The 15,163-nt window shown below is 38.6% G+C and carries 14 protein-coding genes; 2 read left to right on the top strand and 12 right to left on the bottom strand.

All coding sequences use genetic code 11. From position 1 onward, the window contains the following. Positions 1 to 2: 2 nt before the first annotated feature. The 12 genes from EYA81_RS17965 to EYA81_RS17910 all read right to left on the bottom strand — a co-directional run bounded on the left by EYA81_RS17965 (position 3) and on the right by EYA81_RS17910 (position 11,743). Positions 3 to 323 carry a hypothetical protein gene (locus EYA81_RS17965; RefSeq protein WP_005829173.1) on the bottom strand — a complete coding sequence of 107 codons (321 nt, stop codon included), beginning with the start codon at positions 321 to 323 and terminating at the stop codon, positions 3 to 5. After that, complete coding sequence (locus tag EYA81_RS17960; RefSeq protein ID WP_005836975.1) at positions 320 to 511, bottom strand: hypothetical protein; 192 nt, start codon at positions 509 to 511, stop codon at positions 320 to 322. The genes EYA81_RS17965 and EYA81_RS17960 overlap by 4 nt, the downstream gene beginning before the upstream one ends. 34 nt (positions 512 to 545) lie before the next feature. After that, positions 546 to 1,673, bottom strand: coding sequence for a glycosyltransferase family 4 protein (locus EYA81_RS17955; protein WP_034523419.1), 1,128 nt, complete (start codon positions 1,671 to 1,673; stop codon positions 546 to 548). A 4-nt stretch (positions 1,674 to 1,677) separates the two neighbouring features. After that, a complete protein-coding gene (locus EYA81_RS17950; protein ID WP_005836973.1) occupies positions 1,678 to 2,943 on the bottom strand; it encodes a nucleotide sugar dehydrogenase in 1,266 nt (421 codons plus the stop codon). 67 nt (positions 2,944 to 3,010) lie between these two features. Then, positions 3,011 to 3,979 (bottom strand): SDR family oxidoreductase, encoded by a 969-nt coding sequence (locus tag EYA81_RS17945; protein ID WP_005836972.1) that lies wholly within the window; start codon positions 3,977 to 3,979, stop codon positions 3,011 to 3,013. Positions 3,980 to 4,007: 28 nt separating this feature from the next. Beyond that, a complete protein-coding gene (locus EYA81_RS17940; protein WP_005836970.1) occupies positions 4,008 to 5,348 on the bottom strand; it encodes a right-handed parallel beta-helix repeat-containing protein in 1,341 nt (446 codons plus the stop codon). A gap of 217 nt (positions 5,349 to 5,565) precedes the next feature. Beyond that, entirely contained in the window at positions 5,566 to 6,573 is a 1,008-nt protein-coding gene (locus tag EYA81_RS17935) for a glycosyltransferase family 2 protein (RefSeq protein ID WP_005836968.1), read from the bottom strand. Positions 6,574 to 6,585: 12 nt separating this feature from the next. Beyond that, the gene (locus EYA81_RS17930) at positions 6,586 to 7,650 is read right to left on the bottom strand and encodes a glycosyltransferase (RefSeq protein ID WP_035448458.1); all 1,065 of its coding nucleotides are present in this window, start codon (positions 7,648 to 7,650) and stop codon (positions 6,586 to 6,588) included. Positions 7,651 to 7,665: 15 nt separating this feature from the next. Next, on the bottom strand, positions 7,666 to 8,847 hold the full coding sequence (locus tag EYA81_RS17925) for an EpsG family protein (RefSeq protein WP_005836966.1): 1,182 nt from the start codon (positions 8,845 to 8,847) through the stop codon (positions 7,666 to 7,668). Between the two features lies 1 nt (position 8,848). Next, positions 8,849 to 10,249: a lipopolysaccharide biosynthesis protein gene (locus EYA81_RS17920; RefSeq protein WP_005836965.1), complete on the bottom strand. Its 1,401-nt coding sequence runs from the start codon at positions 10,247 to 10,249 to the stop codon at positions 8,849 to 8,851. Positions 10,250 to 10,260: 11 nt separating this feature from the next. Further along, a complete protein-coding gene (locus EYA81_RS17915; RefSeq protein ID WP_227201702.1) occupies positions 10,261 to 11,199 on the bottom strand; it encodes a hypothetical protein in 939 nt (312 codons plus the stop codon). A 16-nt stretch (positions 11,200 to 11,215) separates the two neighbouring features. Continuing rightward, positions 11,216 to 11,743 carry a UpxY family transcription antiterminator gene (locus EYA81_RS17910; RefSeq protein ID WP_117588838.1) on the bottom strand — a complete coding sequence of 176 codons (528 nt, stop codon included), beginning with the start codon at positions 11,741 to 11,743 and terminating at the stop codon, positions 11,216 to 11,218. 739 nt (positions 11,744 to 12,482) lie between these two features. Here EYA81_RS17910 and EYA81_RS17905 point away from each other — a divergent pair. Beyond that, positions 12,483 to 12,806 (top strand): hypothetical protein, encoded by a 324-nt coding sequence (locus EYA81_RS17905; protein WP_131226447.1) that lies wholly within the window; start codon positions 12,483 to 12,485, stop codon positions 12,804 to 12,806. 122 nt (positions 12,807 to 12,928) lie between these two features. Beyond that, on the top strand, positions 12,929 to 15,058 hold the full coding sequence (locus EYA81_RS17900) for a VapE domain-containing protein (RefSeq protein WP_131226259.1): 2,130 nt from the start codon (positions 12,929 to 12,931) through the stop codon (positions 15,056 to 15,058). Positions 15,059 to 15,163 lie beyond the last annotated feature (105 nt).

The raw sequence follows: 15,163 nt of genomic DNA, 5'->3' as shown, positions 1-15,163 counted from the left end.
TGCTAAAAAATATACTGACCGGAAACGTGATTATTGGTTATGTATTTAATAAAATAAGTATCTCCAATGACAGAGAAGAAAATATACCACGTCGTATTAGAATTACGTTGATAAGTGATGTAATACATATCCTTACCATAACGCTCAAAAAAAGCGGGCGCTTTCTTTTTTAATTTAGAATGAATGTTCTGTTGAATATCAGCTATCAGTTCTTCCACATAAGAAATAGCAAAAGGATAAGTACCCAAATACTCCTTCTCAACAAGTATTTTTATAAGCCCATACAAATCCTCCTCTACTTCGGGAGCGAATACGACTCTCATCCAAACAAAGCCTTTATACGAGGGCAAAGTCTATCCAATAATTCTTCACCGGAAATAGCATGCCTAATGTCATCACGTCCTTCCGTAACGATATTCGGATTATTCTCATTACCCGTATATACAACTACCGGTTCACCAACATTCGGCACCATCGGTTCTTGTTCCTTATATGGCTTGTTCTTCTTCATGAATCCAATCTTTCTACAAAGATACCCGGGAATATCAAGATATCCTAATAATTGATTGATAAATATCAAAAGTTTGCCTGACAACCTTATCTATAGAAAATTCTTCTTCCGCCAACAGACGAGAGTTCCTTCCAAACTCCTTCCTCTTCGCATCATCTTCTATCAATAGGCCGATGGCATCAGCCAACGCCCTACTGTCCTTGGCAGGAACCAAATAACCATTATATCCGGATTTCACGCATTCACGGCAACCCGGTACATCGGTTGTTACAATAGGACGCCCTACCGCACATGCTTCAATCAAGGATTTGGGCAAACCTTCCCGATAGGAAGGCAGTACAACGATATCGCTATCCGTATATATAGGAAACATTTGAGCCTGATATCCTATCCATTCAATATAATCATCGACAAGAAGAGACCTTAGCTTTTCTTCCCCCAAAACAGCCAGATTTTCTTTGTCGCAATCACCTGCCAATATGAATTTTACTTTTCCAATAAATCGCTTTTGAAGTAATTTGGCTGCATCAATGAACTCCATCACCCCCTTATCCAACAATATCCTTGCAGGAAAGAGTACCTTTAATTGAGTCTTGCCAGGAGCTTGGGAAAAAACAAATTCATTCAAATCTACTCCCGAGCCCTTTATCAGAAAAATATGGGACGAGGGAACCAGATTGAAGCCTTTGATCATCCCCACATCATCCGGATTCTGAAGAATAAAGGAAAAAGACTTACTTTTGAATGCAATGCGGATCAAAGTCCTTATCAACTTCTGCAAAATCCCATTCCTGCCGTTCGTAAAGTTATACCCCAATCCACTTATTGCATTCACAACATGATGTTGCCCTGACAGCTTAGCTGCAACAGAACCTAACAATGCAGCCTTTAAAGTAACATGATGAATTATATTAGGTCTATACTTTTTGTAGTTTGTATATAACTGAAAAATACATTTCAATTCATGCAAAGGATTACTTCCGGAACGGTCAAAAGGAATATCGATAAAGCGAATCCCTTTCCCTTGTAAAAACTGTTTTCTTCCGGTATCCCGTGACAATAAATAAACTTCATATCCCTGCTGAATAGCATTCAGGGCAATAGGCAAACGATGGGAAATAAAGAACCAATCAACATTGGTAACAAAGAAAAGCTTTTTCATTTTATCATAATCTGCCGTCAACGGATTCTTTGGGCAAGAAACCTTTAACATCAAACACAACAGACCGTGTCTTCGACAAACTTTCGATATCTATTCCCGTAAACAGTTGATGGGCAACCGCCAACACAACCGAATCAAACTTTTCTTCAGGAAGTTCATTGATCACTTCAATTCCATATTCATGCTTTACGATATCCGGATTTGCCCACGGATCATAAACGGTTATATTCAGATTGTATCCCATCAAAGCCTCATAAATATCTATCACTTTCGTATTACGTACATCCGGACAATTCTCCTTGAAAGTAAAACCGAGTATCAGTATATTAGAGTTCAAAACCTGAATTCCTTTTTTCAGCATCAGTTTTATCACTTGACCAGCCACATACTCTCCCATACCATCATTCATACGACGACCGGCCAATATGATTTCAGGATTATAGCCATAACTCTGTGCACACTGGGCCAGATAATAAGGGTCTACGCCAATGCAGTGTCCTCCAACCAGCCCCGGCTTGAAGGGAAGAAAATTCCATTTGGTACTTGCAGCCTCCAACACATCCTGAGTATCAATCCCCATACGCGTGAATATCTTGGAAAGCTCATTGACAAAGGCTATATTGATATCACGTTGCGAATTCTCAATGACTTTGGCTGCCTCCGCCACCTTCATCGTGGGAGCCAAATGTGTCCCGGCAGATATAACAGAAGCATACACTTCGTTCACTTTCTTACCAATTTCAGGAGTTGAACCTGAGGTCACTTTCTTTATCTTCTCGACTGTGTGTAGCTTGTCACCCGGATTGATGCGTTCGGGGGAATAACCTGCAAAGAAATCCGTATTGAATTCCAAACCGGATATTTTTTCCACTACCGGAATACATTCATCCTCAGTCACACCCGGATATACTGTAGATTCATACACTACAATATCACCTTTGGAAATCACTTTCCCTACAGTGGTACTTGCACTATACAGAGGAGTCAAGTCCGGATTATGGTTATGATCCACAGGGGTAGGAACTGCCACAATATAAAAGTTGCAATCACGAATGTCTTCAATGTCAGCCGTGCACTTGAAGCCATTGGCAATGGCAGACTGTAGCAATTCGTCCGAAACTTCAAGGGTAGCATCGTGTCCTGCCATCAATGCATCCACACGAGATTTATTCATGTCAAAACCAACAGTTTTGTATTTGGTAGAGAACAAACGAGCCAAAGGAAGCCCTACGTAACCGAGACCGATTACGGCGATTTTTACTATATCCATAAGATTTTCAGTATTTATTAGAAAGTTTAGTTTATTAGCTAATAGAAAGGGAAAAAGAATGAATGAATCAGATATTATGCCAATACCATTTGACAGCTTCTTTCAGACCGTCGCGCATGCTGTATTCCGGAATATAACCAAGAAGTTTTCTAGCCTTATCAATGCAAGCCAAAGAATGAGGTATATCACCCTGCCGATTCGGGCCATGAAGAATCTCCACATCAGCTATTTTCGGATCAAACTCACTCAAATATTCCTTCAAATAATTCACCAGCTGATTCAATGTAGTCCTTTCTCCAAAAGCGGTATTATAAACCTGATTGACTGCATCCGGATTGGTGGTTGTCATGGCAAGCATATTCATCTGGATTACATTGTCAATGTAAGTAAAATCACGGCTGTATTCACCATCACCGTTAATCATGGGACTCTCGTGTGCCATCAATTTCTTCACAAATAAGGGGATAACAGCAGCATAAGCACCAAATGGGTCCTGACGACGTCCGAATACGTTAAAATAGCGTAAGCCGATACATTCCATTCCATAAGTACGTGCAAATACATCCGCATAAAGCTCGTTCACATATTTGGTTACAGCATAAGGAGATAACGGTCTACCAATCACATCTTCCACTTTGGGAAGAGACTGGCTATCTCCATAAGTGGATGAACTTGCCGCATACATAAAGCGTTTCACTCCTGCATCACGGGCAGCAATCAACATATTCAGGAAGCCACTAATATTAACTGCATTAGTAGTGGCAGGGTCTTTGATGGAACGGGGTACAGAACCCAATGCTGCCTCATGCAGAATATAATTGACTCCTACCACTGCCTTCTGGCAATCAGAGAAATTACGGATGTCACCTACGATCAGTTTAAATGTATCAGGATATTGATTCAATAACGGAAGAAGATTCTCAATCTTCCCTGTTGCGAAGTTGTCCAAACATACAACTTCATAATTATGGGCAAGTAAATACTCGCAAAGGTTAGAGCCGATAAAGCCGGCTCCTCCGGTAACTAATACTTTCATTATATAAACTTTAAGTTATAATTATCATCTAATCATTATATATATTCTCCTTATATTCAATCTTTTTACTCAAATCGTTCTTTTTCATATTTTTACCACACTTATGAAAGATATTATTCACTATACGCCCTGAAATACCATCAATTTTATCATTGAAGAATATTCCAAATTTGCCGAAATTTGTTATTGAGCAATTAGAAATTATGATATTATTATGTTTATTCTCAGAAGTAGATTCCACTTTTATCCCCACAAAATCATTGTTCTTATTACAACATATAATCTTACATTTATCGATTAAGACATCTTCTGTAGAGTATCTATATGTAAGCCATCCATAGCTGTCAGTCAATATATCACAATCTTTCACCTGCATATTTTTCAGTCCAAAAGCTCGAATATTCCCTCTGTCGAACACACTATTATTAACAAATATATTATTAACAATATATTTCCCTTCTCTATTTTTACTTCTTCCAGCAACCAATAAACCATTTCCTGCATTATTGCTGAAAAAGCAATTGTTTATCCTTATATTTTCACACGCGTAATAACAGTTTTCATACGCTGAAATATTTATATCATTAGGTTCAATATCTAAACCGGCTTGAGGTGGCGTACCATTTGTATTTATAAATTTACATCCTAAAAAATCAACGTGATTAGCTCTAGTAATGGAACTTCCCTGACGATGATTGTCACTAAAAATACAATTTATAACACTTATATAAGAAGGTGAGTGATCTATATTAGACTCAAGGTAAACATTGCCTATATATAATCCGTCGCCACGATTAAAACCGGATTGCAGATTAGACAATATGATATTACTTCCATATCGGATGCATATTCCATGACATTGCTCCGTTTTTATATCTGACTCTAGTTTATTACCAATTATTGTAAAATTCTTCAACTGAATATTTGATGTTCCAGCCCATTTCCCCCTACTATCTCCAATAGCCATAAAGCAATCTGCCTTCAACGATGTATTCCATTTAAAAACACTATTTCCTCCATCAATAATCATATCAGAATGTAACTGAAAATTAGCATGTTTAAAGTAGTAAACACCACAGTTAAAGAGTAAATTATCAAACAACAATATGTTATTCATCTGCTGGCTATTATCACTTCCACTGATAAATCGTCCTGAAGAATCGACAATACAATCACTTTTGAAGTCAAACCATATAGAATAGGCTGTATCAGCTTTCCAACTTCCTTTTAACAAAATATTATCCGAAAAAACAACATTTTGTTGAGCCATTACTTTTGTTCCATTGCCAATAAGCGTACCATTTTCGATTCGTCCACTATCTACAAAACACAAGACTGCACCTTCAGGAATGACAACGTTTTGAGACATAAGATTTATATTGGATTTAATTACATATTTCGCATATGATAAATTAAACTGCTTCTGAATAGGCTGTATACTATTTGTCACGAAAACGATATTAGCTTGACTATATATAGGTAAAATAAAGAAAAGTAATATTAATGAGTAAAACTTCATACTTTCATTGGTATATACCGAAAAACAATATTTTTACATTCATAAAAAGTAATTACTTACACCTATATTAAAACAAATATCTTTTTTTAAATTTAAGATAAGTACCTAAAAATTTAGCAGATAAATTATACCCTAGAAAAATGTACATAAGTCTTACTTTTTTAGTTTTCCTATCTGTTGCATATTTTAACACATATGACATCTTTCTTACTTCCTGAAGCAAAAAGTCACGACAATCTGTTTCAGCTAAAAATATAATTCCTAAAACGACAATAAACTGATAGGCACAATACCCCAACAACATTTTTTTTATCTGGAAATCCTGACATTCCTCAGATATCATAGGAATCCATTTTTTTATAATATTAAGTAAGTCCAACACATTTTTCTCTCTAATAGAGTTGGTTATTGATCCACTTCTTCTTCGATACGCATAAAAAGGAAGATTAATAGCATAAAAGTTATCGGCATGAAGAGTTAAAGAAAAATTCCAATCAATATCCTCTGAATAAATGCCTTTTTCAAACCAAATATTATTATCTATCAAAATCTTTCTTCGAACGAGTTTATTACATGCACTAGGAATAAAAAGCCCATTGGGTATAAGATATGAAAGAACATCTGACTTTTCACAGCCATTTATCTTATTAAGATTAAACTGGGGAAAGTATCTTATATGCTGGGATATGTTTTCTTCAAATGTAAATCTTCTAAAGAAAACAACATCAACTTCTGAATATTTATTCAGTAGAGAATAAAGAGAAAATAACGCATCACAATCGTTCCAATAATCATCACTATCAAGAAATACTACATATTCACCCGATGAGAATTTTAAGCCCCAATTTCGTGCATCAGATAATCCGCCATTGGCCTTATGAATAACTTTAATACGCTTATCCTTTGATGCATATTGTTCACATATAGTAGGAGAATTATCTGTAGAACCGTCATTGACAAGTATTAATTCAAAATTTTTATAAGATTGAATCAATATACTATTTATACACTCACTAATAAAGGGTTCTACGTTATATACTGGAACAATTATGCTAATTAAATACTCATTATTCATTTGGAGAGATAGTTAAAACATGAAATTAAAAAAAGATTCACCTATATTTTCCATAGAATATTTACTTCTATCTGACACTGCATTCATCTCAAATCTCGTTCTCAATTCTTCACTTTCCATCAACATTTTCAATTTAGTGGCATATTCTTCTACTTTTCCTAAAGGAACTAAAAAACCATTTTCGTCATCACGAATGATATCTTCTGGTCCCGCTGGGCAATTATAGGAAATACTCGCTGTAGGAAACAAAACAGCCTCACCTAAAGCATTGGGAAATCCTTCGGAGGTCGAAACGAAAGCAAAAATCTTACTTTGAGCCAAATACCGATCTACATCTTTGACTACTCCTACAAACTCCACATAACTCGAGATACCTTTCTGTGACACATAATCCATACACTCTTTCCTACATGGTCCATCACCTACAAATATTAGTTTCCAACTACCATCGTTTACTAAAGTAAAAATATCTATTAATTCACGTTGATTTTTTGACTTTATAAAACGCCCAACATTTACTATATAATTTTTCTTTTCAATGGATACATAATCGTTTTCAAAGATTGTTATTGGATTAGGAATGACCACTATGTTAGGGTGTTTAGTTAACCCATGAACTTTTTGTCTAGCCAAATTTGTTTGGCAAATTATTCCTTCTGCCTTTTGATAAAGAACTTTTTTCAAAAGTTGCCTTAAAAAAGATAATTTTATAAATGGGTTATTTCTATCTGCAACATATATTTTTATTCCCAACCCTATTGTAGAAAGTAAAGTAGCAATATTTGTTTCCACCCCCATACTTAAGACACAATCCGGACGCAACTCTTTAATTTTATGACGTAGATAAAAAAATTGTTTTATAATCCGAACATGCTTGTTTATTGCTAATATATCAAAATTAGGATAAATTACTTCGACTTTATCTGATAATGAATAAAAGCACTGAGTATTAAATAATGTAACAATAGTTACTTGCACTTCTTTTTTTTCAACAAAATATGTAGCAAGTCTTGTCAAAACTCTTTCCAATCCTCCTGCTGACAAATAATTTGTAACTAAGCAAACTCTATGTTTCATAATTACTATATTTAATCATAAATTTATCATTGAATAATAATCCTGAAGAGATTCCCTATCCGGATTTTTCGTTTTATCCAATATTGAACTATATGGATACCAGTGTACATACTTCCTCATATTCTTGCCAGTCAAATCTGACATATCACTAAAGTAGTATCTGCCATTCCACAAAAGAACCATCGAAAGTATACATGTCAGCAATATATATCTAGTGCCAAATACAAAGCGATTGCTTTTCCATAGCTCAACTACGAAATCGCTTAAGAAAATAATACCAATGAGGCATAAATAATTAAAAAAACGGCTGATGAAAGGAAAGCAAATCACCAATATGCCAAGCAAAAGAAATATGGGATAGAAATCATAAAACCGAGATCTCATACGTAATATCCGGTTTTCTATCTGCATCAATACACAAGGAAAAAGAATGTAACCCAAAAAAGCAATCAGAATGCCCATAAAATTCAGATTTTCTGATACTTCCGTATAATTAACCAACTTTATAAATATAATTGGAGGGACTCCTAAAGAAAAAGCCGCAGCAATGATAAAGTCTATATTTATAATGATTCCTGCAACAACTACAAACAGCCAGAAAATGCGTCTTAGCGTAATTCTTATACCGTATATTAAAGGAAAAACAAACGATATCGCAGCACCATAGTGGAAAAGGAATGCTATAATTGCCAATAAATAATAAGCAACGTATTTTTTATTCTGCAAGAATTTCACACTGACCAAAAAGACAGAAACGGCCAATGCTTCTCTCGCTATTTCCATATTTACCAAAACATACAAAAATAGGAAATAAAGAAAAACTGCTGTAAACTTATTTTTCGTATTAGAAGAGATGAACCAAAAAACAACCGAATTTATTATAATTGAATGAACTATCTGAAAAAAAATAAAATCGTTTATAGTTGATTTTATTAAAGCCACGAAAAAAATAAATAAAGGCTCCCATCTATATGAAAAATAATCAGCTAAGGATAGGTCGGACAAATAAACCTGCTCCTCTTCAAAAAAATCCTGATAAGCAAAAGTATCCGCTCCTATTCGATATCTAAACCCAGAAACTACTACCAACAGCAAGTAAATGAAATAATATCCTAAATTATAACCTCTCTTATGACCTAAAAAGTCATAAGAAAAAGACAAAAAAAACAATAACAGTAAAATTGGTATATACGGCATTCTAACTCAGATACAGTTTTACCTTTTTATAATTCATGTACATTTCTATTCCATAAAAAGCAACTGCCAATATTAATATGATATATCGAGTCATAGGAGTCATATTGCAATTCATTACAGACATAGAAATGCTCAATGCAGGCAATATCAATATTACAAAATAAAATTTACTAAAAGGAATATAATACAGTTTATTAGACACAATCCAACTAATTACAACCAATATCAGATATGTTAATATCATCGAATAAATCACTCCTTCTATTCCCCAAAATACAATAAACAGGTACATACTTACCACATTAACAATCAAAGACACAAAATAATTATAAGATACATACTTTGTTTTCTCCGTATATTTAGGTCCGATATCAATTACTTCTTTTATTATTGTCAAAGCAAAATATAGCGACAAACTGCCAATATATTTATATGAATAAAAAAAATCCGGACCTGCAACTATACTAACAATATCTTCAGATAACAATGACAATACCGATACTAATAAAAACAAGAAACAAGAAACTAAAGGCATGAACTTCGCAAAAAGCAACCGGTGGTTTTCCTTTGCAAACTGTTGATACATAAAAGGAAGCCAAGCCATCATAAAAGCTGTTCCCAAGATTTGCACGCCAGAGGCCAACTTTAAAGAAAAAGAATACAAGCCTATTATTGATGTTGTTAAAAAAAACACCATAAAGAGCCGATTGGAATAAACCATCATCACACTTCCCACACGAGCAGGAAACTGAGGCAAAGCATAACTAAAGCTCATCATGAGATTTTTCCATGAGAAAGAAAAAAGCAAATATTGCTTTATATTAGTATACAATACGATAGAAGTCAATACGAGTGTCAATAACTGACATATCAAAACCCATTCCAAGCCTCCATCCATGAAAACAACAAAAACGAATACGGATAACAATAGCAATACGACTTTCAATATTACTTGGTAAGTAAAAAGTAAGTTCTTTTTTTCATACCGAAGTATAATCAAGCCAAGCATTGAAAAGTTTATAAAAGGCAACTGGATTGCAGACAATATAACTAATAAATAATAAGCAGAGCTGGAAAAAAGCAAACTGGAAATATAATATGACAACAAGCATATTATAATTGAGAAAAAAAACGATAATGAAATGACCGTAATTAATATGCTGAACAAAAAGATTTTTTTATCATCCCCCTCCCATTTGTAATAGTATCGTTGAAGCGATGTTTCCAATTGCAGCAACGCAAATACAGATACTATCCCCATAAGTACCTGACATAAATCAATCATTCCATATTCGGTAGTTGTAAATAAACGAGTATAAATGGGCAGCAAAATGAAAGCCAATATTTTCTCAATGCTCGTTGCAACACCAAATGAAAAAAAAGACTTTAGGAACTCTCTCATTTTCTAGTCTCTCAAATACTATTCTGCTTCAAAAAATCTAAAAATCTTTTAGGGGAAACAATCATAGAATCAACACATTGTGATTTGTCTAGAGCTTCCTTTATAAAATCCACATCTATATCCTCAAGAGTAGAAAAATAGGAAAACTGCTTGTCATTGAAATATTCCTTTGCTTTTATGAAAGCATTATTTGTCAGCAACTTTTTCTTGTAAGCAATTGCTTCTGCTGCTCTTAAAGATGACCCGGACTGTGATGTATCCATCAAAATTTCCAAAATACACTTTGTCTGGACAATTTTAGATACAATAACTTCGTATGGCAACTTATGCTTAGAATCAACAATATTAAAATCACATTTTATCCCACAACTTTCCAGCCGATTCCGAAGTTGTTCTATTATCGCCCTTCGACCTTTATCCAAACCACAAAAAAAGATATCCGATTCATTTTCCTCCTTAATCGAAACATTCAATACGGAACAAACCTGATTGTAAAATTGAAAATTATGTTCAACTGCATCTATTTCATTAAAAGTTATAATCATGTCAAACTTTTCCCGATTATTTTCCACAAACCGCAACTGTTTCTCATTGACTCGGGAAGACAATGTATTTGTAAACATGTAGAACAATTTTGAATGCGGATATTTTTTTTTCAAATATTCCAAAAAAGGAAGGTGAGTAGAACAAACATTCTGTTCGTATATAATAAAATACACTTGTTCATATCCATGTATGGTTTGTAAAGGATATAAATATCTATATATAAACTCAGGAACCATATTCTCCCATCCATATCTTGTCATAAAAAATAGAATATTATATAATATTTTTTGCCTGACTGATAAATCATTGGGAGCAAAATACAAAACATCTTTATTATATAGGATATCATTATTTACAACTTTCATGTAATCTGAATATCCCCAAAAAACATATTTAATTCTCATTATAATACAATAAGCGCTAACTTCCTTCTCCTATCTCCTCCACCAGCGACGCATGCACAAACGTCGTCGCCACCGCCATCACCCCCTCGATGTTCACCACCACCCTCCTATCATGGCGCACACGCACAAACACCCCTTCCACTCCTTCGAAGATGCCGCCGGTGATGCGTACCCGGGTTCCTTGGGAGAGGTTCAGCTCGGTGGGTTCAAGATAGAGCACAGCCTGGTCGTAGGTGCCAGACACGGCGATGAAGCTGCGCATCTGTGAGTCCGGGATGACGATGGGCTGGTGGGTTTCGCGGTCCATGATATAACGGATGGGGATGTTCATGCCCGGTTTGTTCTTTATTTCGTCCATACGCTCACGGGTGGAGCGGACGAAGACCAGGTTATGGACCGCAGGAACAAGCTTGCGCAAGCGGCGCTCTTTCCTCACGACATACTCATAGCGCATGGGAATATAGTTTTCAATGCCCTCTGCATCCAGGTATTCCTTGAAAAAAAGCTCTCGGCTATAGGTGACACGCACTGCATACCAGTGCATTTCTGCATTCTCGTTCACAAAAAAATATGATTGGGGGACACCGGAGTAGCGAAGTACCTCCCGGTCAAGTAATGTAATGCGGTTACTTTAAATAGACTATGTGCATTCATTTTATTTCAAGACCCTCCACCATCTCGGAAGGAAGGCGACGAAATAGTTATATTCAAGCCATCTTGCGATAAGCAGTCATAAACGAAACGTTTATAATAAAAAAAATGTTTTATGACACGCTCCGTTTAATGAACGCAAAGGTAATGTCAAGAAATGAAAGTACAAAATATTCTGATTGATAAAATGATAATCTTTTTTAATGCAGGTATCATCGCACTATATATCAAATAATTACGTTCATTAGGTAAGATACACGCGCACGCGCGTCATTTCTTATTTTTTTAAAGAAAGAGTGTGTTACATATATAACCATAGGTTCCGGTACCTCACCCTATACATACAGACTACACACACGCTTCACTACTTCACAGGGATACCACAGAATTTCGTAACTATTCAGCAGATGATGCTTTATGATAATTTTTCAGACGCTGATAACACAGATGACACGGATTATTTAATTTCACGTCCTCAGAAGCGTTGCATCAGGTAAGAAAAACATAAAATCTGCGTTATCTGTAATTGTACAGACTCCTTTTTTGTTAATTTTGCAACCGATTTACTAACTTAATATAAAATTATATTTTCAAATTGTAATTATGAGAACAAAAAAACGCCAATTAGCGTGATGCAAATCAAAGGGAGGGATTACCAAGTGCTGTACACCAAAGAGAGCAAAGAGGTGCAAGTGGCCCTCGACCTGCTTTCTATGGTAGAACACAAGTCGTTAACCGTGGAATACAAGGAGCGGAAGGCTTTCCTGACACCCTTCATACCACTGCTGATAAATCCCCAAAAGGAACACGGACTGAAGGGCGTAAGCCCCTTCGCCAAGCTGCTGCATCTACTTGTAAACTTTATGGACGCGGACGGAAGCGGCAATACGCTGAACCCCGATTGCATTGAGGATGATATATATAAGCTCTTCAATGAGCTATATCCCAAGGAGTAAAACGGACCAAGGAATTCAAATTGTAAAAAAACGGCTGTCCCACTGCGGATGGCCGTTTTTGCTTCCTAAGGAAATAAACGGCATCTTTGCGCCGCCAATAAGGCAAACTTAATACAAGTAGAATGGAAAACATTCCAGTGACCACCTACCGTGGTTTCAGCGCCGTCAGCGGGGAGACAACCTTCACGCAGGACATGGCTGACATAAAAAACGGCAAGCATGCCAAGTTAATCATCAAAATCGCCAGCCTCGTGGCGCAGGGAAAGGTGGAGGAAGCCAACCACGTCAAGAAGCAGCTTCCCTTCAGGACCCTCACGGCCAACTACCGGGAAAGAAGGCTCGCACCGAGCATCACCCGCTACAACCCCGTCATCACGCTCGACATCGACGACCTGGAAGAAGGACAGTTGGAGCAGACCCGGACCCTCATCAACGAAGACCCGCACACCCTGGGCAGTTTCCTCTCCCCCAAAAGGCACGGCTACAAGCTGTTCGTCTTCATGCAGACGGAATACACCCGGCGTCTGTATGACCGTCTCCGGCAGGGCGAGGTGACCTACGCCACGCTCGAGGAGATACACCTGAAGCTGTACAGCGCCGCCAAAGAGCACTACGAGGCCCTTCTCGGAGTAGAGGTGGACGGAAGCGGAAAGGACATCTCGCGAGGATACTTCATGTCCTTCGACCCGCATGCCTATATCAATGCCGCACTGCTGGAACAGATTTCCCCGTTGCCGGCACGCATCATCCCGCCTGCGAAGAAGGAGAACAGCCCAAAGAAGACGCTCGTCGAAACGGTACACCCCCTCCCCGCCTCCTCTGCCGCCACGCCGCAGGACGCAAAGCCTTGGGAGAAGCTGATATTCTCCCAAGCCGTGACCGCCGTGAAGCGCACCACCAGGTTCCGGGCAGGCAACCGCGACAACTTCCTCTTCGCCCTGGGCAACAAATGCTACAGCAAGGGCCTGGACGAGCAGACAGCCATCAGACTGGCGAAAAACGAGTTCGGACAAGAGTATCCCGACGTGGAATCTCCCCTGCACAATGCCTACATCTATACCGACAAGACCAGCGAAGCCGCCACAAAGAAGGAAGAGAAAAAGCCCGTCATCAACCAAGTGATGAGCTTTCTGGAAGAGCACTACGGCATCCGCAGGAACCTCATCCTGGACCGCCTCGAATTCATGCCCTATGCCCTGTCGGCAGATGCCGGAAAAGGTTACCGTCCCATGCGCGGAAAGGACTACAACACCATATTCGTAGACCTGCAGATGGCCGGCATCTCCTGCTACCAGAATTTCCTCAGAGCCGTGATAGACTCCAACTACGCCAAGGAGTTCAACCCCTACACCGACTATCTGTACGCGCTTCCCCCCTGGGACGGGACGGACTACATCGCCCGGCTGGCCGACACCCTGACGACCGAGAACCGGGAGCTATGGCAGAAGGGCTTCAAACGGTGGATAGTGGGCCTGGTGGCCTGCGCACTGAGCGACGAGGACATGAACCAGCTCGTCATCATCCTCTACAGCGAGCAGGGAAAGGGAAAGAGCAGCTGGATTCGGCGCCTGCTGCCGCCCGAGTGGAAAGAGTACTTCTACAACGGCATAATAGACCCGAGCAACAAGGACGATGCCCGCCTGCTCGCCACGCGAATCATCATCAACATGGAGGAGTTCGAAGGCGTGAAGCCCGGCGAGCTGGCAGCATTGAAGCGAATCATCGCGCAGGACAACGTGACACAGCGCAAGGCCTACGACATCGAAGCCTTCACCCTGCCCCGCCACTGCTCCTTCATCGCGAGCACCAACAACCGGCAGTGCCTGCAGGACATCGGCGGAAACCGGCGTTTCCTCCCCATCACCATCACCGGTATAGACTACCACACCCCGGTGAACCATCCCGGCATCTACGCCCAGGCCCTCGCCTTGCTGAAAGGCGGTTTCAGATACTGGTACGAGGGCGAGGAGATAGAACAGTTGAACAAGCACAACGAACGGCACCGCATGAAAGACCCCGTGGAGGAGAACCTCTTCGTCTTCTTCCGCAAACCGCTGCCCGAGGACCTGCAGGTAAAATGGCTCCCTGCCAGCGTCATACTGACCAAGCTCAGCATATTCGGGAAGGTGCAGGTGAACCCGCACACCCAGCTGGTACTGGTGCAGGCACTGGAAAAGTACGGATTCGGTACACGGACCAACGAGCAGGAGACGACCGAATATGAGGTAGTGGACATCCAGCTATATCAGTAACCGGTATTCGAGGAGAAGAGAGAAGCCCCGTAACATATATTGTTGTGCATGACAACATATATTGTTACGGGGCTTTACATATATTGGCGTTTTCTTTACACGGCT

The sequence above is a fragment of the Bacteroides sp. A1C1 genome (assembly GCF_004328515.1).
GTDB lineage: Bacteria > Bacteroidota > Bacteroidia > Bacteroidales > Bacteroidaceae > Bacteroides > Bacteroides uniformis.
This window is presented reverse-complemented; position numbering and strand designations above follow the sequence as displayed.

What these genes read in the sequence shown, in the direction of transcription:
- EYA81_RS17925 (WP_005836966.1), bottom strand. Translation starts at nt 8,847, where the DNA reads ATGCCGTATATACCAATTTTACTGTTATTGTTTTTTTTGTCTTTTTCT.
- EYA81_RS17930 (WP_035448458.1), bottom strand. Translation starts at nt 7,650, where the DNA reads ATGAAACATAGAGTTTGCTTAGTTACAAATTATTTGTCAGCAGGAGGA.
- EYA81_RS17955 (WP_034523419.1), bottom strand. Translation starts at nt 1,673, where the DNA reads ATGAAAAAGCTTTTCTTTGTTACCAATGTTGATTGGTTCTTTATTTCC.
- EYA81_RS17945 (WP_005836972.1), bottom strand. Translation starts at nt 3,979, where the DNA reads ATGAAAGTATTAGTTACCGGAGGAGCCGGCTTTATCGGCTCTAACCTT.
- EYA81_RS17900 (WP_131226259.1), top strand. Translation starts at nt 12,929, where the DNA reads ATGGAAAACATTCCAGTGACCACCTACCGTGGTTTCAGCGCCGTCAGC.
- EYA81_RS17940 (WP_005836970.1), bottom strand. Translation starts at nt 5,348, where the DNA reads ATGTCTCAAAACGTTGTCATTCCTGAAGGTGCAGTCTTGTGTTTTGTA.
- EYA81_RS17935 (WP_005836968.1), bottom strand. Translation starts at nt 6,573, where the DNA reads ATGAATAATGAGTATTTAATTAGCATAATTGTTCCAGTATATAACGTA.
- EYA81_RS17965 (WP_005829173.1), bottom strand. Translation starts at nt 323, where the DNA reads ATGAGAGTCGTATTCGCTCCCGAAGTAGAGGAGGATTTGTATGGGCTT.
- EYA81_RS17960 (WP_005836975.1), bottom strand. Translation starts at nt 511, where the DNA reads ATGAAGAAGAACAAGCCATATAAGGAACAAGAACCGATGGTGCCGAAT.
- EYA81_RS17905 (WP_131226447.1), top strand. Translation starts at nt 12,483, where the DNA reads ATGCAAATCAAAGGGAGGGATTACCAAGTGCTGTACACCAAAGAGAGC.
- EYA81_RS17910 (WP_117588838.1), bottom strand. Translation starts at nt 11,743, where the DNA reads ATGCACTGGTATGCAGTGCGTGTCACCTATAGCCGAGAGCTTTTTTTC.
- EYA81_RS17920 (WP_005836965.1), bottom strand. Translation starts at nt 10,249, where the DNA reads ATGAGAGAGTTCCTAAAGTCTTTTTTTTCATTTGGTGTTGCAACGAGC.
- EYA81_RS17915 (WP_227201702.1), bottom strand. Translation starts at nt 11,199, where the DNA reads ATGAGAATTAAATATGTTTTTTGGGGATATTCAGATTACATGAAAGTT.
- EYA81_RS17950 (WP_005836973.1), bottom strand. Translation starts at nt 2,943, where the DNA reads ATGGATATAGTAAAAATCGCCGTAATCGGTCTCGGTTACGTAGGGCTT.